We start from the raw sequence: 23,261 nt of genomic DNA, 5'->3' as shown, positions 1-23,261 counted from the left end.
TGGTCTCGGACGCCAGGCCACACCCGTTGGGTCAAGCGGCGACCGAGACTGCTCAGCCGGACTGCCAGTTGGGCAAGACAGCATGCTCCCGCCCACCCCACGCTTCAGGACTCTCGTTCGGACCGTCCCTGGGTGGCACAGGTGCGTCGTAGAACCACTGCGAGGGTGTGGGTCCGACGGCTCCGGTTCCGAGGCACCAGCCACTGATGGTCTGCCGCCATGCCCACCAGGACTGACCATCGGACTGAACGTGCATTACGATCCCGTGTGCTGCTGGGAGTCCATCTTTGACGAAGTGGGACTCAACGAGGGGAAGCAGGTCGTCGCGGTACCTGCCCAACTGGTTGTGCCAGCCCATCTGGCAGGAGTGCAGGTAGCGCAGCGCCAAGCGCGTGGCGAGGAACTCGCGGGCGTCGCGGCGGCGGCCGAGTTCATCGACCTCGTCCGATCCGGCCCATGTCGCTTCGCGCGCTGCTTTCCGTGCCGCGACCTCTGCTTGGACGAGTGGTTGCGCCCACTCCACCAGGGCTTGAAGCAGCACGAACGCCTTGACCGAGTTGATGCGCGTGGCGTAGCCCAGGTCGCGACCATGAAGGATGCCGTGTCGGCTCAGCGATCCTTCACTGGCCGTGTAGTCCATGCCCGCTGAAAAGTAGTCACGGACTACCGGGAGGGCTTCATGCTGGGTAGCGATGGCTGACGCGTCGACCACATCCGCTGCCTTGCTCGGGTTGCGGGAGAAGAACAACTTGCCGCCAGTGACGTCGGCGACCAGTCCCTCGATTTGGGCGAGCACGATAGGGATTGATGCCTCGTAGGCTCCGGTCTGGTGATGGGTGAGCGCTTTGCCGAGCAGAAGTGACCGCTGCCGGAAGAGGTTGCGGTAGTCCTCTTCCGGGTGGCCGAGGACGCTGATCTGCTGCACCGGCCGCCGGAGGCGGTGTTCGTTGTCCCACGCCTCGACGAGGATCTGTTCGGCTGCTTGCTTGCCGTCGCTCGCGAGCGACGCGATGGCTGCCGCGTAGGGGGTCATGGGCATCGCGCCTGACGGTGCCCAGCCGAGCGGGGCGAACAGGCGGATTGCCTGAGCGGAAACGCGATGGATGGAGTCCATCTCGTTGCGCGCCTTGATCAGATCGCCCAGGTCGAGCCCGCTGGTGCGAAGTGACTCGACGAGGTCGGGGACCTCGGCGATGGCGTCCAGCGCTTCGATCATCGTCCTTGTCTCCCCCTGGGGATCCATGACCTGCGCGAGGCGATGTTCCAGCGGAGTGGACGGCACTGTGGGCGCTTGGCGGGGAGTGCGCTTGCCGCGACGACTCATGCGATTGCCTGCGCAGTGCGGGAGCGGAGCACCTGTCGGGGCACCCGATGACGGTAACCGCGAGTCCTAACAGTCCAGCCGGGGTGGCCGGGGTGGCCGGGGTCCGGCCGGGCGAGCCCAGGGAACGATAACTCGGCCGTAATATCCGCCCGGGCGCTACGCGACCCGACCGATGCTGTGATGACAGCCGGGCTGGAACGGAATCGCGAAGGCGTCCGGATCCTCGGTCGGCCAGTACCGGGCACGGTGACCGTCGTAGACCTCCTGCACCGGGACGATGGTCCCTTCGTGTTCCGTACAGCCGGAGGGAGCCCACTTCGGTTCGGCGGCTCGGTAGACCATCACGTGGCTGATGCCTTCGTCGAGGAAGCGGGCCGCGAGCCCTCGCACATACCAAGTGTTGAACTCACCGGTCCCGAGTCGCTCGGCGGCTTGCCGGACGTTGACCGATCTCGTGCGGATGAGTCCCTGCCGCAGGTACGTCTCCTGCTGGACGAACACAGCAGGGGTACCCCAAAGGTCGTTGATCAGGGTGTCGTCGTCACCGAACTCGATGGCGTTGCGCATCATCGTCGGCCACACGCTTAACCCATGGGCGCTGAGTACGGCTGGGACGTACGGCGACCCGGCCTGCTCGCTGTCGAACTCGCGGAGCATGAACTCGCGGGTCGTGGGGTCCAGGTCCGGAAGGTAGAGCGACATGTTGACTCCTAAGAGGTCCACGAAGACGCCTGTCTTTGCAGTCGGGCAGAGGAGCCGACTCCTTCGCAGTCCAGGAGTCCCGTACATGTGTGCCGTCAGAAGACACAGGGGGTGCCAAGACCAGTACGTGGTCCTCGCACCCCCCGCGTCACCGTGACCTACTCGGGAGAACCGAGTGACCTATAGGTGAAAATCCGCGACCTATTCGCGAGAATCCCGTGACCTAGTGGTGGTGAGACTCGACATCAGCTGCAGCCGCTGGTGGAGCCGCAGCCCTCGCAGACGTAGCAGCTGCCGGCGGGGCGCATCTTCGTACCGCAGGTCATGCACAGCGGTGCGTCGGTGGCGGTGCCGGTGACCAGCTCGAGCAGCTCGGCCGAGGAGTGGGCCTCCTTGATCGACGTCGGGCCGGCCGGGGTGACCTTCTCCTCCACCTTGGCGGTCTCGATCGGCGCGGAGCCGCGCAGCTGCTCCAGGTCGACGTCGTCCTCCTCGACCGAGGGGGTCGAGGCCGAGGTGCCGTAGGAGCCGGCGACCTGGGCCGAGCGCTCCTCGGCGGTGAAGATGCCCAGGTTCGCCCGCTTCTCCACCGGCAGGTGGTCCAGCGCCAGCCGACGGAAGATGTAGTCCATCACCGACTGGGCGATCCGGATGTCCGGGTCGTCGGTCATGCCGGCCGGCTCGAACCGCATGTTGGTGAACTTCTGGATGTAGGTCTCCAGCGGCACCCCGTGCTGCAGGGCCAGGGAGATCCCGATCGAGAAGGCGTCCATGACACCGGCCAGGGTCGATCCCTGCTTGCCGAGCTTCAGGAAGACCTCGCCCAGGCTGCCGTCCTCGTACATCCCGGCGGTCATGTAGCCCTCGGCGCCGGCAACGCTGAACGACGTGGTGACGCTCGTCCGCTTCTTCGGGAGCCGCTTGCGCACCGGGTGCGACAGTGCGGTGGCCGGGGCCGCCTCGACGACGGGCGCCTCGTCCTTGGTGCCGTCGTTCTTGCCCTTGCCGCCGGACAGCGGCTGGCCCACCTTGCAGTTGTCGCGGTAGATGGCCAGCGCCTTGATGCCCATCTTCCAGCCCTGGAAGTAGATGTCCGCGACCTCCTCCACGGTCGCCGACTCGGGCATGTTCACCGTCTTGCTGATCGCGCCGGAGATGAACGGCTGCACCGCGGCCATCATGCGCACGTGGCCCATCGGGGAGATGGACCGCTCGCCCATCGCGCAGTCGAACACCTCGTAGTGCTCCGGGCGCAGGCTCGGGGCGTCGACGACGTGGCCGTGCTCGGCGATGTACTCGACGATCGCCTCGACCTGCTCCTCCTGGTAGCCCAGGCTCTTCAGCGCCCGCGGGACCGTCTGGTTGACGATCTGCATCGAGCCGCCGCCGACCAGCTTCTTGAACTTGACCAGCGAGAAGTCCGGCTCGATGCCGGTCGTGTCGCAGTCCATCATGAAGCCGATCGTGCCGGTGGGGGCCAGCACCGAGGCCTGCGCGTTGCGCCAGCCGTTCTCGGTGCCGATGGTCAGGCACTCCTGCCACTCGGCGGTCGCGGCCTTGAGCACGTCGGCGTCGTCGGCCCCGACCGGGCGGATCGCGTCGTTGGCGGCAGCGTGCTTGCGCATGACCCGGGCGTGGGCGTCGGCGTTGCGGGCGTAGCCCTCATAGGCGCCGACGACCCCGGCCAGCTCGGCCGAGCGACGGTAGGCGGTGCCGGTCATCAGCGAGGTGATGGCGGCGGCCAGGGACTGCCCGCCGCGGGAGTCGTAGGCGTGGCCGGTCGCCATGAGCATCGCGCCGAGGTTGGCGTAGCCGATGCCCAGCTGACGGTAGGCGCGGGTGGTCTCGCCGATCGGGGCGGTCGGGAAGTCGGCGAAGCAGATCGAGATGTCCATCGCGGTGATGATCAGCTCGACGGACTTCACGAAGTTCTTGGAGTCGAACGTGCCGTCGTCCTTGAGGAACTTCATGAGGTTCAGCGACGCCAGGTTGCACGAGCTGTTGTCCAGGCTCATGTACTCCGAGCACGGGTTCGAGGCGTTGATCCGCCCCGTCTCGGGGTTGGTGTGCCAGTCGTTGATGGTGTCGTCGTACTGGATGCCCGGGTCGGCGCACTCCCAGGCCGCCTTGGTGACCTTGCCGAAGAGCTCACGGGCGTCGACGGTCTCGATGACCCGGTTGTCCTCACGGGCCCGCAGCCCGAACTCGGTGCCCTCCTCGACCGCGCGCATGAACTCGTCGTTGACCCGGACGGAGTTGTTGGCGTTCTGGTACTGGACGCTGGTGATGTCCCGGCCACCGAGGTCCATGTCGTACCCGGCGTCCCGCAGCGCGCGGATCTTGTCCTCCTCGCGCGCCTTGGTGTCGATGAACTCCTCGATGTCGGGGTGGTCGATGTCGAGGACGACCATCTTCGCCGCGCGGCGGGTGGCGCCACCGGACTTGATGGTGCCGGCCGAGGCATCGGCCCCGCGCATGAAGGAGACCGGCCCGGACGCGGTGCCACCGGAGGAGAGCAGCTCCTTGGAGGAGCGGATGCGGGAGAGGTTCAGGCCGGCGCCGGAGCCGCCCTTGAAGATCAGGCCTTCTTCCCGGTACCAGTTCAGGATCGAGTCCATCGTGTCGTCGACGGCCAGGATGAAGCAGGCGCTGACCTGCTGCGGAGAGGCCGTGCCCACGTTGAACCAGACCGGCGAGTTGAAGCTGAACACCTGGTGCAGCAACATCCAGGTCAGCTCGTGCTCGAAGAGCTCGGCGTCGCCCTCGCTGGCGAAGTATTCGTGCTCGCGGCCGGCCGCGCCGTAGGTCAGGACGACCCGGTCGATGAGCTGGCGCAGGCTCGTCTCGCGCTGGGGGCTGCCGACCGCGCCACGGAAGTACTTGGTGGTGACGATGTTGGTGGCGTTGATGCTCCACTCGGCCGGGAACTCGACCCCGCGCTGCTCGAAGTTGATCGAGCCGTCCCGCCAGTTGGTCATGACGACGTCGCGGCGCTCCCACACGACCTCGTCGTAGGGGTGCACACCCGCAGTGGTGAACACGCGCTTGACCTTGAGGCCCTTCCCCCGACTGGGGGCCTTGGGAGTGCGGCGGTTCCGGCTGGTGGTGAGGCGGTCGGCTGTCTCGGTCATCGTGCGAGGGCTCCCTGGGTCGGACTGGTGCGGTGGTGCGGGCGGAGCGGCTGGGGAAGCCGGCGGGTGCCGGAGCCGGGTGGTGCGGTCTCCTCGTCGAGACCTGTCTAGCGGAGGGGTCGGACAGTTCTCACGGGCCGGCGGCGTTGCCGGTGTCGGCCGGCCGCGGACGCTCGGCGGCCCGCCGGCGGGGGCTCCCGCCCGCAGGCATCTCCTGGTCCTCACCGACGGCGCCTCGCTCGGCGAGCGGTCCGTCGCCGGCACTGACGGAACCCCGGGCCGGTGCGGCGCGGAGCTCGGCGATCTCCTTCTCGAAGTCGGCGACCGAGGAGAAGCTGCGGTAGACGCTGGCGAAGCGCAGGTAGGCCACCTCGTCGAGGTCGCGCAGCGGTCCGAGGATGGCGAGACCGACCTCGTTGCTGGGGATCTCGGCGCAGCCGGTGGCCCGCACCGCGTCCTCGACCTGCTGGGCCAGCAACGCCAGTTGGTCCTCGTCCACGGGACGTCCCTGACAGGCCCGCCGCACACCGGCGACGACCTTCCCCCGGGCGAAGGGCTCGCTGACGCCGCTGCGCTTGACGACGGCGAGGACGGCCTCCTCCACGGTGGTGAAGCGGCGCCCACATCCCGGGCAGGAGCGTCGACGGCGGGTGGTCGCTCCCTCGTCGGTCTCCCGGGAGTCGATCACCCGACTGTCGGGGTTGTGGCAGAAGGGGCAGCGCATCCCGATCTCCTCCTTCCCGAGGTGTCGCGAGGGCTCTCGTCGCGGCGACGTGACACCGTGACCGGACCCCGACCCGATGGCCGTGCTGTGGACTGCGCCGGGGACATCCGGTGGATGCGCCGGGGAGAACGTGTGGAACGGCTGTGGATGGGGCTTACAGCTCTGTAACTACTAGATGTTGTGGTGGAACCGTACGACCACCCCCACAGGTGTGCAAGCCCCGGGGTGCGTGTCGTCTTCCGCAACTGCCCCGGACGCCCCTCGGGACCCCTCTCGCCACAGCCATCGCCGCCGGAACAGCCCTGCCCCACCAAGGCACGGGCGCCCTGGAGGCGGCCGAGCCGGAGCACTCAGGGACGACGGGCGGCCGCCACCCTCACCACCCGCCGTGGTGCACACCTGCACCACGCAGCCCGATCAGGGCAGCTCGAGCACCTGGCCGGGGACGAGGTCGACGTCGGAGAGGCCGTTCACGTCGAGGAGCGCGTCGACGACGGCGCGCCGGTCCTCCTCCGGGGCGATCTCACCGGCGATGGACCACAGGGTGTCCCCGGACCGGACGACGATCGTCGCCGAGCCGGCCAGCTCCAGGCCCCCTCCGGCGCCGCCGGACTCGATCGCGATCGTCGCCGCGGCGACGGACACCCCGAAGGCGATGGACAGCCCGGCGATCACCCGCCGCCCGCGCCGGGTCAGGCGCAGCGGTGCCGGGTCACCCCAACCCACCGACACCCCGCCGCCTGCCTGCCGCACGCGACCGCCGCGACCGGCCGAGCCACCGTCCACGACACCGACCCGGCGGCCCGCACGCGCCTCGGCGCGCCCGACGTCACGCCGGAGCACCACCGGCAGTGCCGGGCGAGGCGCCCGCGACAGCCGCACGGGCGGACCCTGCACCGGCGGGCGGGGCGAGGGCGCCACCTGACCAGCCCCCGGGAACGGGAGCACGACCGCCAACGAGGCCGGGGTGGCGACGGGGCGCTCGAGCTGCGGGATGGCCATCGGGGTGCTCCAGGTGTCTCGGTACCGGGCTCATCGAACGCACGTTCGATTCGAACGTGTGTGCGATGTCTACCGCACACCCCCGACAGGAACACGCCGACACGACGACTTCTTCGAACACCTGTTTGAACACGAGCGTCCGAGGCGATACGGTTCCGAGGCGATCGAGGACGGCGTCCACGGTCCGGCTCGCCGTGGTGACACGGCTGTCGGCACGGCAGGGCGCCACCGGGAACTGCTGCCCAGGCAGCCGGACGAGGAGGACACATGGCGGTCGACGGCCCGAAGGCGCGCGGCGGCAAGAGCCCTTCGCGGCGTGGAGCCGCCGACTCGGCACCCGCCGACGGCGCAGCACCGACGACCGTCGCGGGGGCGGGAGCCGCGGTGCGGGAGTTCCCCGACCGGGCCGCGGACGGCGACGGTCTGACCCAGCGGCAGCGGCGGGTGCTCGAGGTCATCCGTGACTCCATCGAGCGCCGTGGCTACCCGCCCTCGGTGCGTGAGATCGGGGAGGCGGTCGGCCTCTCCTCCGCCTCGTCGGTGGCCCACCAGCTGTCGGTGCTGCAGCGCAAGGGGTGGCTGCGCCGTGACCCGAACCGACCCCGCGCCCTCGACGTGCGCCTGCCCGGCGACAGCACCGCCACGGCGACGAACGACGCCGCCGCAGCACTGGCCGGATCCGGAGCGGGCAGCGGTGTCGACGACGCCTCGGCTCCCCGACCCACCTACGTGCCCCTCGTCGGGCGGATCGCCGCCGGTGGTCCGGTGCTGGCCGAGCAGGCCGTCGAGGACGTCTTCCCGCTCCCCCGGGAACTGGTCGGCGACGGCACCCTCTTCATGCTGAAGGTGGCGGGTGACTCGATGGTCGATGCGGCGATCTGTGACGGCGACTGGGTCGTCGTCCGGCAGCAGCCGACCGCGGAGAACGGCGAGATCGTCGCCGCGATGATCGACGGCGAGGCAACGGTGAAGACCTACAAGCGGCGCGACGGGCACGTGTGGCTGCTGCCACACAACGCCGCGTACGAGCCGATCCCGGGCGATGACGCCACGGTCCTCGGCCGGGTCGTCACCGTGCTGCGCCGGGTCTGAGTTCTACCGGGGCGCCGGGCTCGCCGTGCGGCCCGGCGCTCATCGAACTCGGCTCGTCATCCGGCCGAGTCGTCATGCGATCCGGCTGGTGAGCGAGCCAGACGCTGATCAGGCCGGGCGCCGCCGGATCTTGCCGCCGATCCACACCAGCACGGTGGCCGCGACTGCGGCGATGACGCCGGCGGTGAGCGGGGCCACCCCACCGGCCGTCGCCAGCGACCCGGCAGCGGCCTCGGTGGCCGCCGCCGGTGGCGGCGCCGCCAGGTCACCGGCGGCCGGCACCAGGGTCACCGCCCCGGGCAGCCCCTCCCCGGCGACGAGCAGGTCCCGGTCGTTGGCCGCGAAGGCGATGGCCTCGCCCTGCGGGGCCTCCGGCAGCGGCACGCGCACCGGGGGGCCGGCCAACGCCCCGGCGACGTCCGAACCGCTCAGCGGCCAGACGTAGGCGTCGGTGTAGGTGCGCAGGGCGATCCGTGAGCCGTCGGCCGACACCGCGCCACCGGTGACCAGCAACTGTCCGGCCCGGCCCACGGGACCGCCCGGCGTGCCGGTCAACGTGAACCCGAGCCCGGCCACCTTGCTCATCGGCACGGTGGCCCCGTCGGCGAGGGGCGCATCGGGCCGGTACACCGAGCTGGCGCCGAGCACCTCCTTGGTCACCAGGTACGGGGTGCCGTCGGGCGCGAGCAGCAGCGCCTCCGCGTCGTGCGGGCCGTCGGGGTAGGTCAACCTGCTCAGCACGGTGGTCCCGTCGGGACGGAGGCCGATCAGCGCGACCGTCTCGCGACTCTGCGCGTTGTCCCCGATGTCGGCCAACCAGATGGTGCCGTCCGCGGCGAGGGCGAGGTCCTCGGGGTCGTAAGGGTCGACCTCCGCGGTGCGCACCTCACCCACCGTGCAGGCCCCGTCGAGCACGAGCACCTCGGCGCGGTCGCCGCCGTCGTTCATCGCGAGCATCGCCTCGCCGGCGCTGGCCAGGCCGGAGAGCTCAGGGAGCCGCGGATCGGTGATCTCGCACCGGGTGACCGGCTCGCCGAAGGAGGCGACAGCGTCGTCGGCGGCCGCCGACCCGGCGGGGACCAACGCGACCAGCAGGCCGACGGGCGCGCCGAGGACGGCGCCGGCCGCCCTGCGGCGGGGGGCGCGGCTACGCCTGCGATCGGCCGGCTCTGGCACGAACCCAGCGTGGCAGTCCGACAGCGTCGAGTCCGTGAACCACGCCCAACAGCAGGAGCCCGACCGACAGCCCGACCACGGCATCGGTGACCCAGTGGAAGTCCAGCGCCACCATGGCCACACCTGTTGCCACCGGCCCCAGCACGCTGAGCACCCAGGTGGCCCGCTGCACTGCTGGGGGCAGGCCGAACTCCACGGCCTGCCACCGGGCCACCCCCCACATCAGGACGGCGTTCGCCACGTGCCCCGACGGGTAGCTGGCCCCGTCCAGGTGGAAGAACGACCCGGGGAACGCCGGGGCCGTGCGACCGGTGCCCCACTTGAACGCGTAGACCACGGTGGTGAGCAGGGCCAGCGCGACGACCACCCGGACCAGGGGCACCAGCGTCCGTTGCCGCACGGCCAACCAGCCGACCAGGCCGGCCAGGACGACGAGGATCGTCACCCGCCCGCCGATCTGGGTGACGACCCAGATCGGCCAGTAGGCCCAGGAGTCCCGGAGCGCCCAGACGCTGGTCACCTCGGAGACCCGCAGGTCCATCCGCTCCAACCACCCGCGGCCGAGCAGGTTGACGGTCACCCCGACGGTGACGAGGGCGGCGAGGACGAGCAGCCACCACGGCGGCCGGCCCACCCCGATGACCGGTGCAGCCGGTCGGCCTCCGGTGGCCGCCGGCCGGTCCACCGCTCCCCTGGTCACCGCTTCACGGTACCGGGGCGCCGTGACCTGCTCGTGATCCGACGAGCCTGCTCACGGGTCCGACGCACACGTCCACGCGTCGGGGAGCGGTGGAGCCTCGATCAGGCCTCGGCAGCAGGTGTGCTGAAGCCGTCGAGCTGGGCGGCCAGGCCGGCGTCGACACGCGCGGTCAACCGGGTCCCGGTCGCCTCGTGCGCCTCCTCGACGACCTCGCCGTCCCGGTGCACCCGGGCGACCAGGTCGCCCCGGTCGTAGGGCACGAGGACCTCGACGTCGATGTGCGGGTGCGGGAGCCGCTGGGCGATCACGTCGCGGAGCGCCTCGATGCCCTCACCGGTCCGGGCCGACACCCACATCGCCCCGGGGAGCGCCTGGCGCAACGCCAGCATGTCCTCCTCGGTCATGGCGTCGACCTTGTTCACGACGATCAGCTCCGGGACGGCGGACGCGTCGATCTCGTTGAGCACCGTGTGCACCGCGTCGATCTGGCCCAGCGGGTCGGAGTCGGCACCGTCGACGACGTGGACGAGCAGGTCGGCGTCGGCCACCTCCTCCAGCGTGGAGCGGAACGCGTCGACCAGCTGGTGCGGCAGGTGGCGCACGAACCCGACCGTGTCGGTCATCGTGTACTCGCGCCCCTCGGGCGTCTGCGCGCGGCGGACCGTCGGGTCCAGGGTGGCGAACAGCGCGTCCTGCACGAGCACGCCGGCCCCGGTGAGCTGGTTGAGCAGGCTGGACTTGCCGGCGTTGGTGTATCCCGCGATCGCGACGCTCGGCGTCGCGTTCCGGTCACGGGAGTTCCGCTGCGTCGTGCGGGCGGTCGCCATGCCGGCGATCTCCTTGCGCAGCTTGCTCACCCGGGACCGGATCCGGCGCCGGTCGGTCTCGATCTTCGTCTCACCCGGACCACGGGTGCCGATGCCGCCACCGCCGGCGACCCGACCACCGGCCTGCCGGCTCAGCGACTCACCCCAGCCACGCAGCCGGGGCAGCATGTACTGCATCTGGGCCAGCTCGACCTGGGCCTTGCCCTCCCGGCTGGTCGCGTGCTGGGCGAAGATGTCCAGGATCAGGGCGGTCCGGTCGACCACCTTCACCTTGAGCACCTTCTCCAGCTGGTTGAGCTGGCCGGGGGCCAGCTCCCCGTCGCAGATCACGGTGTCCGCGCCGGTGGCGGCGACGACCTCGCGCAGCTCGGCGGCCTTGCCCGAGCCGACGTAGGTGGCCGGGTCCGGCTTGTCCCGGCGCTGCATCAGCGCGTCGAGCACCTGGGAACCGGCGGTCTCGGCGAGCGCGGCGAGCTCGGTCAGCGAACGCTGCGCGTCGGCCGCCGTCCCCTCGGTCCAGACGCCGACCAGGACGACCCGCTCCAGGCGGAGCTGGCGGTACTCGACCTCGGTGACGTCGGTGAGCTCGGTGCCGAGCCCCGCGACCCGACGGAGTGCGCCGCGCTCCTCCTTGACGTAGGAGCCGGTGGTGTCGTCGGCGGCGTCCCACTGACCGGCCGGTGCCGGCTTGGTGTCGGGCATGCTGGCGCGCGCCTTGTCGACACGGGCTTCGGCCTCGTCGAGGATCGCGCGGTTCTGGGCTGTCGTCATCGTCTCCAGCGTGGCATGCCCCTGAGCGTGGGGCGAGCGACTTGTCACATCACCTGTTGTCATCGCCGGGTACAACACCGGAGAGCTCCGGATGCATCCCCAGGTACAGCGACCAGCGTTCGGCACCCGGGTCCGCCGGCCGGGTGGCGTACTCGTCCAGCAGCCGGTGCAGCCGTTCCCGGAACTCGGCCAGGTCCGCCGCACCGAGCCGCAGGCCCAGCCGGGTGCTCTCCAGCCGGGCCTCCCCCACGGCGGCGACCTCCTCGAGGAACGCGGCGAGCGCGGCGTCCCGGGCGGTCCCCGAGGCGCCGGCGCCGTCCATCAGCCAGCTCTTCCCGGTCGCCCGGTACGGCACCTCCCGGGCGCCGCGGGCACCACGCCGCGCCTCCTCGGCGGCGAGGAAGCCGGTGTCGACCAGGGTGCGGACGTGGTGCAGCACGGTGGCCGGGTTGCGGCCCAGCCGGGCGGCGATCTCCTTGTTCGTCAGGGCCTCGTCCAGGCACAGCCGCAGGATCCGCAGCCGGACGGCGGAGGCCAGGGCGCGCGCCTCGGCGTCGGTGGCCGGACGCCGCTCCCCGAGGATCCGTCGCGCACCCGCCCCGGTCTCCGCCTCGCCCATCCCGGCAGCGTAGGACGTCCGCCTGCGACAGTGATTGACACCCCCCAATCAGTACGTGAGGCTGCGCCGGTGACCCGCGAACGGAGCCTGCTGCGGCACCACGACTTCCGGCAGCTGTGGGCCGCCGAGACGGTCAGCCAGGTCGGCACCCAGGTCACCCTGCTGGCCCTGCCCGTGCTGGCGGTGTCACTGCTGGACGCGACGCCGCTGGAGATGGGCGTGCTGACCGCGCTGGAGACCGCCGCCTTCCTGCTCATCGGCCTCCCGGCCGGTGCGTGGGTCGACCGCTGGCGACGGCGCCGGGTGCTGGTCACCGCCGACCTGGCGCGGGCCGCCGTCCTGGCGACCCTGCCGATCGCCTACGTCCTCGACGTCCTCACCCTGGGGCAGCTGTTCGTCGTCGCAGCGGCCACCGGCACGGCCACCGTCTTCTTCGACGTCGCCTACCAGAGCTACCTGCCGGCGCTGGTCGACCGCGACCAGCTCGTCGACGGCAACGGCAAGCTGGAGGCCAGCCGGGCCGTCGCCCAAGTGGCCGGCCCGGGCATCACGGGCGTGCTGCTGCGGGTGCTCGGCGCTCCGCTGCTGATCGCCGTCGACGCGGCGTCCTTCCTGTTCTCCGCGTGGTTCCTCGGCCGGATCCACCAACCGGACACCGTCCCCGACCGGGCCGGCCGGCGGTCCCTGCGCACCGAGATCGGCGAAGGACTGTCCTTCGTCGTCCGACAGCCGCTGCTCCGCCGGATCGTCGCCTGCACCGGCACGTCCAACCTGTTCTCCACGATCACCACGACCCTGCTGGTGCTCTACGCGCTGCGCCGGCTGGAGCTCTCCGAGAGCACGCTCGGGCTGGTCTTCTCCGCCGGCGCCGTGGGTGGCCTGGTCGGCGCGGCGACGGCGGCGCGGTTCGCCCGCAGCGTCGGGGAGGGCCGCGCCATCCCGCTGGCGATCATGGTGATGGTGCCGTTCACCGCGCTCACCCCACTGGCCGCCGTCGGCGCCCCGCTGGTCTTCCTCACGCTCGGCCAGTTCGGCTTCAGCTGGGCGGTGGTCGTCTACAACATCACCCAGGTCAGCTTCCGGCAGCGGCTCTGCCCGCCGGCGCTGCTGGGCCGGATGAACGCCTCGGTGCGCTTCATCGTGTTCGGCACCATGCCGCTGGGCGGGCTGCTCGGCGGGGTCCTGGGCACCTGGCTCGGGGTGCTGCCCGCGCTGTGGATCGCCGCGGGCGGTCAGGTGCTGGCGGCCGGCTGGGTGGTGCTGAGCCCGCTCATCCGGATGCGCGAGCTGCCCGACGGGCCGGATCTCCCGTCGTCCGCCGTGACCACCGTGCCCGAGGCCCGGGCGCCCACTGCCGGAAACGACCCCGAACGCTCCGGCTGAGCAGCCGGCCGGTTGGCCGGCCGGGTGCCGGGTAGGGCGGCGGGGCACGGTCCACCGCTCGAGAGGACGACGATGACCAGCCCTGACGAGGAGCTCGACGACCCCGGCCGCGACCCCGCCGGCCTCGACCCGCCGCGCAACGTCTTCGGCGGCGCCGACCAGGACACCGGCCGCGGAGCTCCCCGCGGCACCGGGAACGTCGGGCCCGGCGACAAGCCCGAAGCGCCCACCGACGACCCGGAGACGCGGGCCGACGAGCCCGACCGTCCCTGACCTGAGTCCGGCGCAGCCGGGACCCTCAGCCGGCGAGCCACTCCCGGGTGAGGGTCCCGGCGGCGGCGACGACGGCCGGGCCGGAGAGCACCGTCGTCACCCCGTCGAACTCCACCGACAGCCGGCCGCCCGGCACGTCGACGAGGACCGTCCCGACGTCGCGTCGGCCGGCCTCCAGAGCGGCGAACGCCGCCGCGCAGGCGCCGGTGCCACAGGAGCGGGTCTCCCCCACGCCGCGCTCGTGGACCCGGAGCCGCACGTGCGCGCAGGCGCCCTCCGGCGGGAGCACGTTCACCAGCTCGACGTTGACCCCCTCGGGGAACATCGCGGCATCGACCCCAGGCAGCACCGAGAGGTCCAGGGTGTCGACGTCCACGTCGGTCAGGCACACCAGGTGCGGGTTGCCCATCGACACCCCCAGCCCAGGGTGCGCCACCCCGGCGACCCGCGCCTCGCTGCGGCCCAGCGGGACCGCCGGGCCCATGTCGACCCAGTAGCCGCCGTCGGGCCGAGCGCCCACCCGGCGAGGACCGCCCCGGGTGCCGACCAGGACGCCGGCCTCCGCCGCGGCCCGCTCCAGCAGCCCCTCGGCCAGCAGCACGTGCAGGAAGAGCCGGATGCCGTTGCCGCACATCTCCGCGTACGAGCCGTCGGCGTTGCGGTGGTCCATGAACCACTCGCAGTCGGCCAGCGCGGCACCGAGGACACCGGGGGCGTCGGGCACGTGCCGGCTGCGGACGACCCGCAGCACACCGTCCCCGCCCAGGCCCGCCCGGCGGTCGCAGAGCCGGCGCACCAGCTCGGGGTCCAGCCGCGCCTCCGGCCACACGTCCCCGTCGGGGTCGGGCAGGACGACGAAGTCGTTCTCGGTGCCGTGGCCGAGGAGGACCCGCGGGCCGGAGGTGTCGATCACCGGTCGATCGTACGGTCGGCGATCAGGGCGAGGACGGCGTCGAGCAGGTCCGGGCGGGCGGCGTCGAACCACACCGTGCCGGCGTCGCGGCGGAACCAGGACCGCTGCCGGCGGACGAACCGGCGGGTGGTGGTCACCGTCCGCTCCCGGGCCTCCTGTCCCGTCAGCACCCCGTCGAACTGCTGGAGCACCTGCGCGTACCCCAGGGCGCGGGAGGCCGTCGGCCCCTCGCGCAGCCCGTCGCCGGCGAGCGCGGCGACCTCGTCGACGAAGCCGGCCGCCCACATCGCGTCGACCCGGCGGGCCACCCGGTCGTCCAGCTCCTCGGGCGCACGGTCCAGCCCGACCGTGACCGCCGGGTAGTGCGGGCGGGGCACGGGCAGCGTCGCGGTGAACGGCTGACCGGTCACCTCGATCACCTCCAGCGCCCGCACCACCCGCCGGCTGTTGGTCGGCGCGATCGCCATCGCGGCAGCCGGGTCGAGCGCCGCCAGCCGGTCGTGCATCGCCGTGGCGCCCTCGTCCGCCAGCTCGCCGGTCAGCCGGGCCCGCACCACCGGATCGGTGCCCGGGAAGTCCAGCTCGTCCAACACCGCACGCACGTACAGCCCGGAACCGCCGACCAGCAGCGGGACGACGCCCGCGGTGCGGAGCCGGTCGACCTCGGCCCGGGCGCGCTGGCGGTACTCGGCCACCGAGGCCGGTTCCCGCACGTGCCACAGGTCCAGCAGGTGGTGCGGCACACCGTCGCGCTCCCCCTCGGTGGGCTTGGCCGTGCCGATGTCCATCCCCCGGTACAGCTGCATGGAGTCGGCGTTGACCACCTCTCCCCCCGCACCGGAGCGGGCCAGCCGGTGCGCCAGCGCGACCGCCAACGCCGTCTTCCCGGTGGCGGTCGGCCCGACGACGGCGATCACCGGTGGCACACGGCCCTCCGCGGCAGTGGTCACCGGGCGCGCCAGGCTGCGACGAGGTAGCCGACGCCGAACGGGGCGTCGTCGTGGTGCAGCTCGGCCGTGACGGCACGCCCCTCCAGCGCGGCACCGACCGCGCGCCACACCGGGACACCTGCGGCGAGCAGTCGCCGACCCGCGTCGGGGTCGAGCCCGGCCAGCGCCGTGCAGTCCCCGGCACCGAGGGCAGCGGCGACCGCGGCGTCGAACGGGCCGGCCGCGGGGTCGAGCGCGCCGGGCGCCTTCTCGGTGCGCCGGGCCGACCCGTCCCCCATGGCGAGCACCCCCACCGGTCCGGGGAGGTCAGCCAAGGCCGCCGCGAGGTCGGCCGGCCCCACCCCGAGCCGGCCGCCGGTGTGCCCGGCCTCGTCCAGCAGCCAGGCCGCCACCAGGTGCGGCAGCGGGACCCGGTGGCCGCCGGCACGGACCCGGCCGGCGAACGGGACCTCCAGGTCGACGCCGAACCCGCGCAGGTCACCGGCGTCCCCGGGGCCGAACCGGAGCCCGTCGGCGCCCTCCCCCACGACCACCACCACCTCCGGCCGGTCCGCCAGCACGGTCTGCACGGCGGCGGAGACGGCGGTGCGCAGCACGGACAGGGCGGGGGTCGGCGCACCGGCGACCGCGGGCAGCACGAGGGGTGACTGCGGGCAGAACGCCACGGTCAACGGAGGAGGAGGTCTCACGCCAGGGAGTGTCGCGGATGCATCGTGGGAGACTGCTCACGTGTCGAGCACGGAGAACACCGGAGACCGGACCCAGCAGGCCACCGCGACCCCCGACGAGCGCCCTGAGGGAGCGGTCGTCGAGGCGACGCCGGTCGACGAGGGGGCACTGACCGAGACCCCGGACGCCGCCGTCCCGGAGGTCGCCCAGCCCGCCGAGACCAGCCCCGTCGTCGACGACCCGGGGGCCGCTGTGCCCCCGCCCGCCGAGCCCCCGGCCGCAGCTCCCCCGGCAGCCGAGTCCCCCGCTGCCGAGTCCCCCGCTGTCACGCCCGCAGCTGCCGAGTCCCCGGCTCCGGCGGCCGGTGACAACGCCTCCGCGGCCGTGACCCCCGAGGCAGGCACCCCCGCCGCCGCCGACCCCGCCGACGCAGCGGTCGCCGACCCCACCAGTGACAGCGGCACCCCCGCCACGGCCCCCCGGCCGGCGCCCGCCGGCCCGTCCAGCGGCCACGTGCCCGCCGACGTGCCCAGCGTCGTCCCGGCCATGCCCGTCTCCGACCCCTCCGCCTGGGGCCGGGTCGACGAGGAGGGCACGGTCTACGTGCGCACCGCCACCGGGGAGCGCTCGGTCGGCTCCTGGCAGGCCGGCGCCCCGGCGGAGGGGCTGGCCCACTACGGCCGCCGCTTCGACGACCTCGCCACCGAGGTCACCCTGCTCGAGGCGCGGCTGGCCGCCCACACCGGCAACCCGGGCGAGATCCGCACCAAGGCCCAGGAGCTCGCCGACTCGATCCCCCTGGCCCAGGCGGTCGGCGACCTGGACAGCCTGTCCGCCCGCGCCCGGGCGATGGTCAGCATGGCCGACACCGCCGTCGCGGCGAACCGGGCCGAGAAGGCGGCGCAGCGGGCCGTGCAGGTCCAGCGCAAGGAGGCGCTCGCCGCCGAGGCCGAGCAGATCGCCGCGGACTCCACGCAGTGGAAGGCCGCCGGCGACCGGCTGAAGTCGATCGTCGAGGAGTGGAAGACGATCAAGGGCATCGACCGCAAGACCGACGAGGCGCTGTGGCAGCGCTTCGCGGCCGCGCGCGACGCCTTCGGCCGCCGCCGTGGCGCGCACTTCGCCGAGCTGGACAAGCAGCGGGGCGAGTCGCGGGCCGCCAAGAGCGAGCTGATCGCCGAGGCCGAGAAGCTGTCGACCTCCACCGAGTGGGGCCCGACGAGCGCGGCGATGCGTGGGCTGATGGACCGCTGGAAGGCCGTGCCGCGGGTCGGCCGGGACACCGACGACGACCTGTGGAAGAAGTTCCGCGCCGCCCAGGACGTGTTCTTCGCCGCCCGCACCGCCAACGACCAGGCGCGCAGCACCGACGAGCTGGCCAACCAGAAGGCCAAGGAGGAGCTGCTCGCCGAGGCGGAGAAGCTCGACGCGGCCAACAAGGGCAACCAGAACGCGCTGCGCAAGATCCAGGAGCGCTACGACGCCATCGGGCACGTGCCCCGCGGCGCCATGCGCGAGCTCGAGGACCGCATGCGCACCGTCGAGGAGAAGTTCCGCGGCGCGAGCGAGTCCTCCCGCCCCCGGGTCCAGCCGGAGAACCCGCTGCTGACCTCGATGCGAGCGGCGGTGACCAAGGCCGAGGACCAGCTGGCCAAGGCGCAGGCCGCGGGCAACGCGAAGCGGATCAGTGAGGCCGAGGCCGCCCTGGCCACCCGCCGGGAGTGGCTGGCCGAGGCAGAGAAGGCCTCCTCCCGCCGCTGAGCCGGCGGGGAGGCGGCGGGGAGGAGGCGGCGGGCCGATGACGACGTACGTGCTGGTGCACGGCGCCTGGGGCGGCCCGCACGCGTTCCGCCGGGTCCGCCCGTTGCTGCGCGCGGCCGGGCACGAGGTGTTCACCCCCGGCCTCACCGGGGTCGGTGAGCGGGTGCACCTGGCCAGTCCGCAGGTCACGTTGCGGACGCACGTGCAGGACGTCGTCCACCACGTGCTCTACGAGGCCCTCACCGACGTCGTCCTGCTCGGCTTCTCCTACGGCGGCATGGTCGTCACCGGGGCGCTGGAGCACATCGCTGACCGGGTACGGGACCTGGTCTACCTCGACGCGTTCGTCCCCGGAGACGGGGACTCGCTGTTCTCCCTCACCGGGGCTCCTCCGCCTGGTCCGGCGGCGATCGGTTCGCCGTGGCTCGTCCCGCCGCCGGACCGCGCGTTCGAGGACCCGGCCGTGGCCGCGTTCGCCGCGGTGCGGCGCACCCCTCACCCGGTGGGCTGCTTCAGCGAGCCGGTCCGGCTGAGCCGGCCGCTGGAGGAGTTCCCGTTCCGCCGGACCTACATCAGGGCGACCGGCGATCCCGGGGCCCCGGCCAGTGCGGTGTTCGACGCGGCCGCCGCCCGGGCCCGTGACTCCGACGCCTGGCGCCACCGGGAGATCGCGACGACGCACATGGTGGCCGACAACCGGCCGGAGGAACTCGCCGAGCTGCTCCTCGAGCTCGACTGAGGGCGCCTTTCCGGAAGCGGGTCGTGTACCGGCGGGACCGCCGGGTAGGTGGTGGACAACCGAAGTCGGCGCCCGACCCGTCGGCACCCCCCACGTCGTGAGGAGTCCACCGTGGCCTTGTCCTACCCCACCCAGCCCGGTGACATCGACCACCTGATCGCCGACGACCACGCGATCGTCGACCGGCAGTTCCAGCACCTGGAGGCCGGCCGCGGCAACCGTCGCGTGCTGGTCGACCAGATCTCCTTCGAGCTCGCCGCACACGCCTTCGCCGAGGAGGTCGTGCTGTACCCGATCTGGCCGGAGATCGGGATGACCGACGAGCACGACGACGCCGAGCACGAGCACCAGCAGATCAAGGAGCTGCTCGTCGTCCTCGGGAAGACCGAGCCCGGGGAGCCGGAGTTCGAGGAGTCGCTCAGCACGCTGATCCAGGTCACCCGGCACCACGTCGATGACGAGGAGAACGACGAGCTGCCCCAGTTCCGCGCCAAGGCCGGTGCGGAGCGGATGGCCGAGCTGGGCCAGGACTTCCTGACCAACAAGCGCGAGGCACCCACCCGGCCGCACCCCCACGCGCCGAGCGAGGGCTTCGCGGAGAAGGTCGCCGGCATGCTGGGCAAGCCGCTGGACATGGTCCGCGACATGGCGTCCGGCCGGCAGAAGGAGCTGGCCACCGACGCCTCCGGCCTGCTCAACCCGCAGGCCCAGGCGATCGTCGACGCCCTCTCCTCGTTCGGCCCGCTGCCGTTCGAGGTGCTCAAGCCCGAGCAGGCGCGCAAGCAGCCCGGCCCGGACGACGCGGTGAAGAAGGTCATGGCCGACCGCGGCATCTCCGGCCCCGAGCCGGTCGGTTCGGTGCAGGACCTGAAGATCCCCGACGGCGCAAACGGCGAGCAGACCCTGCGCGTCTACACCCCGAGCAACGCCGGGGACGGTCCGCTGCCGATCGTCATGTGGGTGCACGGCGGCGGCTGGGTGCTGTTCGACATCGACACCTACGACGCCTCCTGCCGCGGGCTGTGCAACAAGACCAACGCGATCGTCGTCTCCCCGGACTACCGGCGGGCGCCGGAGGCGGTCTTCCCCGCCTCGCACGACGACGTGCTGACCGCCTGGACCTGGGTCCGGGAGAACGCCGGGCAGCTCGGCGGGGACCCGGACCGGATGGCCATCGGCGGGGAGTCCGTCGGCGGGACGATGGCCGCGGCCACCTCCCTCCAGCTGGCTGCGAACGGCCAGCCGACGCCGGTGGCCCAGGTCTGCGTCTACCCGTTGACCACCGCCGAGCAGTTCGGCGAGTCGATGGAGGACGCCGCCGACGGCCGTCCGCTGAACCGGGCGCTGCTGTCCTGGATGGCGATGCACGCCTTCCAGGGCAAGCCCGAGGCGGCCACCGACCCGCGGATCGCCCTGCTGGACTGGACCCCCGCCCAGCGCGCGAGCATGCCGCCCACGCTGGTGATCACCGACGAGCGCGACGTGCTGCGCAGCCAGGGCCAGCAGTTCGCCCGCGACCTCGAGGCCGCCGGGGCACCGACCACCCACCGCTACTTCGCCGGCGTCATGCACGAGTTCTTCGGCGCCGCCGCCGTCCTGGACGAGGCCGAGCAGGCCCAGCAGGACGCCGCCGCACACCTCACCCGGGCGTTCAGCACCCGCTGATCGCCGTCCTCAGGGAAGGAGCACCACCATGAAGGCCATCGTCTACCGAGGCCCCAAGAACGTCGCCGTCGAGGAGGTGCCGGACGCCACGGTCCAGGCGCCCACCGACGCGGTCATCCGGATCACCACCACCAACATCTGCGGGTCGGACCTGCACATGTACGAGGGCCGCACCTCCGTGGAGGAGGGCAAGGTCCTCGGCCACGAGAACATGGGCGTCGTCGAGGCCGTCGGCGACGGCGTCGACCGGATCAAGGTCGGCGATCGGGTGTCGGTGCCGTTCAACATCGCCTGTGGCACCTGCCGCAACTGCACCGACGGCTGGACGTCGTTCTGCCTGCGCGCGAACCCCACCGAGGGGATGGACGGCGCGGCCTACGGCTACGCCAACATGGGCCCCTACGACGGCGGGCAGGCCGAGTACCTGCGCGTGCCGTGGGCGGACTTCAACCTGCTGCACCTGCCCGAGGGCACCGAGCACGAGAACGACTTCACGATGCTCTCGGACATCTTCCCGACCGGCTGGCACGGGGTGGAGCTGTCCGGCTTCCAGGTCGGCGACCGGGTGGCGGTCTTCGGCGGTGGCCCGGTGGGGCTGATGGCCGCGCACAGCGCCATGATCCGCGGCGCCTCCGAGGTCTTCGTCGTGGACAAGGAGACCGACCGGCTGGCCCTGGCGGAGAAGTACGGCGCCACCCCGATCGACTTCAGCGCCGGCGACCCGGTGGAGCAGCTGCTGGAGGCCACCGGCGGGCGCGGCGTCGACCGCGGCGTCGAGGCCGTCGGCTACCAGGCGCACAGCTCCGACGGGGAGGAGCACCCGGAGCTCGTGCTGGACAACCTCGTCCAGGTGGTTCGGTCCACCGGCGGGATCGGTGTCGTCGGCGTCTACGTGCCGGAGGACCCGGGCGCGACCAGCGACCTGGCCAAGGAGGGCCGGATCCCCTGGCAGTTCGGCAGCTTCTTCACCAAGGGCCAGTCGATGGGCACCGGGCAGGCGCCGGTCAAGCGCTACAACCGGCAGCTGCGGGACCTGATCATCGACGGCAAGGCCAACCCGGGCCTGATCACCAGCCACGAGCTGGGCCTGGACCAGGCCGTGGAGGGCTACCAGCGCTTCGACGACCGGGACCAGGGCTGGACCAAGGTGCTGCTGCACCCGGGCAGCTGACCCACCCCACCGGGACGTCGCACCCGGTGACCTGATCGAGGACCGTCCCCCTGCACCGATGCCGGTGCAGGGGGGCGGTCCTTCGTTCGTCCAGGACCTTCGGGCCCCGTGGTATCAGCTGCAGGCCGGGACCGCGGCCGGCAGCGGCGCCGGGACACCGATCCCGGGCATGCCCAGCGTGACGCCGGGCGTGGTCGGGCGGGTGCCGGCCTCGCTGGCGTCGCCGGCCCGGGTCCGCCGGTGGGAGAGCAGCGCGCCGTCGGCGACCAGGAAGTGCGGCTTCGCGGCGGTCACGACGGTCTCCACGACGTCCCCGGCACGGACGCCGTCCGCGGCGGTGAAGTGCACCAACCGGCCGTCGCGGGCCCGGCCGGAGAGCCGGCCGCGGGCGGCGTCCTTGCTGCCCTCCCCCGCGGCGACCAGCAGCTCGACCGGCCGGCCGACGAGCGCCCGGTTCTCGTCCCAGCTGATCTCCTCCTGCAGTGCGGTCAGCCGCAGGTAGCGCTCCTGGACGACGTCCTTGGGCAGCTGCCCGTCCATCTCCGCGGCCGGGGTGCCCGGGCGCTTGGAGTACTGGAAGGTGAAGGCGCTGGCGAAGCGGGCCTGCCGGACGACGTCGAGGGTCTGGGAGAAGTCCGCCTCGGTCTCGCCCGGGAAGCCGACGATGATGTCGGTGGTGATCGCGGCGTCGGGCATCGCGGCCCGCACCCGGTCGATGATCCCGAGGTAGCGGTCCTGCCGGTAGCCGCGGCGCATCCGGCGCAGCACGTCGTTCGACCCGCTCTGCAGCGGCATGTGCAGCTGGTGGCAGACCGCCGGCGTCTCGGCCATCGCCGTGATCACGTCGTCGGTGAACTCCCTCGGGTGCGGGCTGGTGAAGCGGATGCGCTCCAGCCCCTCGATCCGCCCCGTCGCGCGCAGCAGGTCGGCGAACGCACCACGCTCGCGGAACTCGACGCCGTAGGCGTTCACGTTCTGCCCGAGCAGGGTCACCTCGAGCACGCCCTGGTCGACCAGCGCCTGCACCTCGGCCAGGATCTCGCCGGGACGGCGGTCCTTCTCCTTGCCGCGCAGCGCCGGGACGATGCAGAACGTGCAGGTGTTGTTGCACCCGACGCTGATCGACACCCAGCCGGAGTACGCCGAGTCCCGCTTGGCCGGCAGCGTGGAGGGGAAGACCTCCAGCGACTCGACGATCTCCACCTGCGCCTCGGCGTTGTGCCTGGCCCGCTCCAGCAGCACCGGCAGGGAGCCGACGTTGTGCGTGCCGAAGACGACGTCGACCCAGGGCGCGCGCTTGACGATCTCGCCGCGGTCCTTCTGCGCCAGGCAGCCGCCGACGGCGATCTGCATGCCGGGGTGGGCGTCCTTGACCGGGCGCAGGTGACCCAGGTTGCCGTAGAGCCGGTTGTCGGCGTTCTCCCGGACGGCGCAGGTGTTGAGCACGACGACGTCGGCGTCGGTGCCCTCGGGAGCTGCCGAGTACCCGGCCGACTCGAGCAGGCCGGAGAGCCGCTCGGAGTCGTGCACGTTCATCTGACAGCCGTAGGTGCGCACGAGGTAGGTCTTGCCGTTCACCACCCGCATCGTACGGGGACGCCAGCCGCACCCGGTGCACGCCGACGACTCCGGTTGGTGACCGGCAGGACCTCGATCGAGTGAACTCAGG

At 72.4% G+C, this 23,261-nt stretch carries 20 protein-coding genes; 7 read left to right on the top strand and 13 right to left on the bottom strand.

Going from position 1 to position 23,261, the window contains the following annotated elements; all coding sequences use genetic code 11:
- Positions 1-52 precede the first annotated feature (52 nt).
- From O2W18_RS21395 to O2W18_RS21375, 5 genes are all read right to left on the bottom strand, one after another.
- The gene (locus O2W18_RS21395) at positions 53-1,216 is read right to left on the bottom strand and encodes a hypothetical protein (protein ID WP_269189437.1); all 1,164 of its coding nucleotides are present in this window, start codon (positions 1,214-1,216) and stop codon (positions 53-55) included.
- Positions 1,217-1,480: 264 nt separating this feature from the next.
- Positions 1,481-2,026: a hypothetical protein gene (locus tag O2W18_RS21390; protein WP_269189436.1), complete on the bottom strand. Its 546-nt coding sequence runs from the start codon at positions 2,024-2,026 to the stop codon at positions 1,481-1,483.
- 245 nt (positions 2,027-2,271) lie between these two features.
- Positions 2,272-5,157, bottom strand: a complete 2,886-nt coding sequence (locus O2W18_RS21385) for a vitamin B12-dependent ribonucleotide reductase (RefSeq protein ID WP_269189435.1) — start codon at positions 5,155-5,157, stop codon at positions 2,272-2,274.
- Between the two features lie 130 nt (positions 5,158-5,287).
- Positions 5,288-5,881 carry a transcriptional regulator NrdR gene (nrdR, locus tag O2W18_RS21380; RefSeq protein WP_269189434.1) on the bottom strand — a complete coding sequence of 198 codons (594 nt, stop codon included), beginning with the start codon at positions 5,879-5,881 and terminating at the stop codon, positions 5,288-5,290.
- Positions 5,882-6,298: 417 nt separating this feature from the next.
- Complete coding sequence (locus O2W18_RS21375) at positions 6,299-6,883, bottom strand: LysM peptidoglycan-binding domain-containing protein (protein WP_269189433.1); 585 nt, start codon at positions 6,881-6,883, stop codon at positions 6,299-6,301.
- 267 nt (positions 6,884-7,150) lie between these two features.
- Between O2W18_RS21375 and lexA the strand changes: the two genes are divergently transcribed.
- Positions 7,151-7,975 carry a transcriptional repressor LexA gene (gene lexA, locus O2W18_RS21370; RefSeq protein WP_269189432.1) on the top strand — a complete coding sequence of 275 codons (825 nt, stop codon included), beginning with the start codon at positions 7,151-7,153 and terminating at the stop codon, positions 7,973-7,975.
- 108 nt (positions 7,976-8,083) lie between these two features.
- Here lexA and O2W18_RS21365 read toward each other — a convergent pair whose 3' ends face one another.
- The 4 genes from O2W18_RS21365 to O2W18_RS21350 form a co-directional block, all read right to left on the bottom strand.
- The gene (locus O2W18_RS21365) at positions 8,084-9,151 is read right to left on the bottom strand and encodes a hypothetical protein (RefSeq protein WP_269189431.1); all 1,068 of its coding nucleotides are present in this window, start codon (positions 9,149-9,151) and stop codon (positions 8,084-8,086) included.
- Positions 9,123-9,851 (bottom strand): phosphatase PAP2 family protein, encoded by a 729-nt coding sequence (locus tag O2W18_RS21360; protein WP_269189430.1) that lies wholly within the window; start codon positions 9,849-9,851, stop codon positions 9,123-9,125. Before O2W18_RS21360 ends, O2W18_RS21365 begins: the two co-directional genes overlap by 29 nt.
- A 101-nt stretch (positions 9,852-9,952) precedes the next feature.
- Positions 9,953-11,449, bottom strand: a complete 1,497-nt coding sequence (gene hflX / locus O2W18_RS21355) for a GTPase HflX (RefSeq protein ID WP_269189429.1) — start codon at positions 11,447-11,449, stop codon at positions 9,953-9,955.
- A gap of 49 nt (positions 11,450-11,498) precedes the next feature.
- Positions 11,499-12,068 carry an ArsR/SmtB family transcription factor gene (locus tag O2W18_RS21350; RefSeq protein ID WP_269189428.1) on the bottom strand — a complete coding sequence of 190 codons (570 nt, stop codon included), beginning with the start codon at positions 12,066-12,068 and terminating at the stop codon, positions 11,499-11,501.
- A 69-nt stretch (positions 12,069-12,137) separates the two neighbouring features.
- On the opposite strand from O2W18_RS21350, the gene O2W18_RS21345 reads away from it, so the two are divergent.
- Complete coding sequence (locus tag O2W18_RS21345) at positions 12,138-13,451, top strand: MFS transporter (protein WP_269189427.1); 1,314 nt, start codon at positions 12,138-12,140, stop codon at positions 13,449-13,451.
- Between the two features lie 72 nt (positions 13,452-13,523).
- Positions 13,524-13,724, top strand: a complete 201-nt coding sequence (locus O2W18_RS21340) for a hypothetical protein (RefSeq protein WP_269160231.1) — start codon at positions 13,524-13,526, stop codon at positions 13,722-13,724.
- Between the two features lie 25 nt (positions 13,725-13,749).
- On the opposite strand, the gene dapF is transcribed toward O2W18_RS21340, so the two are convergent.
- Genes dapF through O2W18_RS21325 form a run of 3 tightly spaced genes read right to left on the bottom strand, consistent with a single transcriptional unit; the run spans position 13,750 to position 16,276 of the window.
- On the bottom strand, positions 13,750-14,637 hold the full coding sequence (gene dapF / locus O2W18_RS21335; RefSeq protein ID WP_269189426.1) for a diaminopimelate epimerase: 888 nt from the start codon (positions 14,635-14,637) through the stop codon (positions 13,750-13,752).
- Positions 14,634-15,587 (bottom strand): tRNA (adenosine(37)-N6)-dimethylallyltransferase MiaA, encoded by a 954-nt coding sequence (miaA, locus tag O2W18_RS21330; protein WP_269189425.1) that lies wholly within the window; start codon positions 15,585-15,587, stop codon positions 14,634-14,636. The genes dapF and miaA overlap by 4 nt, the downstream gene beginning before the upstream one ends.
- On the bottom strand, positions 15,584-16,276 hold the full coding sequence (locus tag O2W18_RS21325) for a hypothetical protein (protein ID WP_269189424.1): 693 nt from the start codon (positions 16,274-16,276) through the stop codon (positions 15,584-15,586). Before O2W18_RS21325 ends, miaA begins: the two co-directional genes overlap by 4 nt.
- 40 nt (positions 16,277-16,316) lie before the next feature.
- On the opposite strand from O2W18_RS21325, the gene O2W18_RS21320 reads away from it, so the two are divergent.
- The 4 genes from O2W18_RS21320 to O2W18_RS21305 all read left to right on the top strand — a co-directional run bounded on the left by O2W18_RS21320 (position 16,317) and on the right by O2W18_RS21305 (position 21,592).
- The gene (locus tag O2W18_RS21320; protein ID WP_269189423.1) at positions 16,317-18,017 is read left to right on the top strand and encodes a DUF349 domain-containing protein; all 1,701 of its coding nucleotides are present in this window, start codon (positions 16,317-16,319) and stop codon (positions 18,015-18,017) included.
- A gap of 37 nt (positions 18,018-18,054) precedes the next feature.
- A complete protein-coding gene (locus O2W18_RS21315) occupies positions 18,055-18,756 on the top strand; it encodes an alpha/beta fold hydrolase (RefSeq protein ID WP_269189422.1) in 702 nt (233 codons plus the stop codon).
- Between the two features lie 111 nt (positions 18,757-18,867).
- On the top strand, positions 18,868-20,421 hold the full coding sequence (locus O2W18_RS21310; protein WP_269189421.1) for an alpha/beta hydrolase fold domain-containing protein: 1,554 nt from the start codon (positions 18,868-18,870) through the stop codon (positions 20,419-20,421).
- Positions 20,422-20,449: 28 nt separating this feature from the next.
- Positions 20,450-21,592: a glutathione-independent formaldehyde dehydrogenase gene (locus O2W18_RS21305; protein ID WP_269189420.1), complete on the top strand. Its 1,143-nt coding sequence runs from the start codon at positions 20,450-20,452 to the stop codon at positions 21,590-21,592.
- Positions 21,593-21,706: 114 nt separating this feature from the next.
- On the opposite strand, the gene miaB is transcribed toward O2W18_RS21305, so the two are convergent.
- Positions 21,707-23,179 (bottom strand): tRNA (N6-isopentenyl adenosine(37)-C2)-methylthiotransferase MiaB, encoded by a 1,473-nt coding sequence (gene miaB, locus O2W18_RS21300; protein WP_269189419.1) that lies wholly within the window; start codon positions 23,177-23,179, stop codon positions 21,707-21,709.
- Positions 23,180-23,261: the final 82 nt, after the last annotated feature.

This window comes from Modestobacter sp. VKM Ac-2983 (assembly GCF_026967885.1).
Taxonomy (GTDB): domain Bacteria; phylum Actinomycetota; class Actinomycetes; order Mycobacteriales; family Geodermatophilaceae; genus Modestobacter.
Note: the sequence above shows the minus strand (reverse complement) of the source record. Positions and strands in the feature narration are given on the sequence as shown.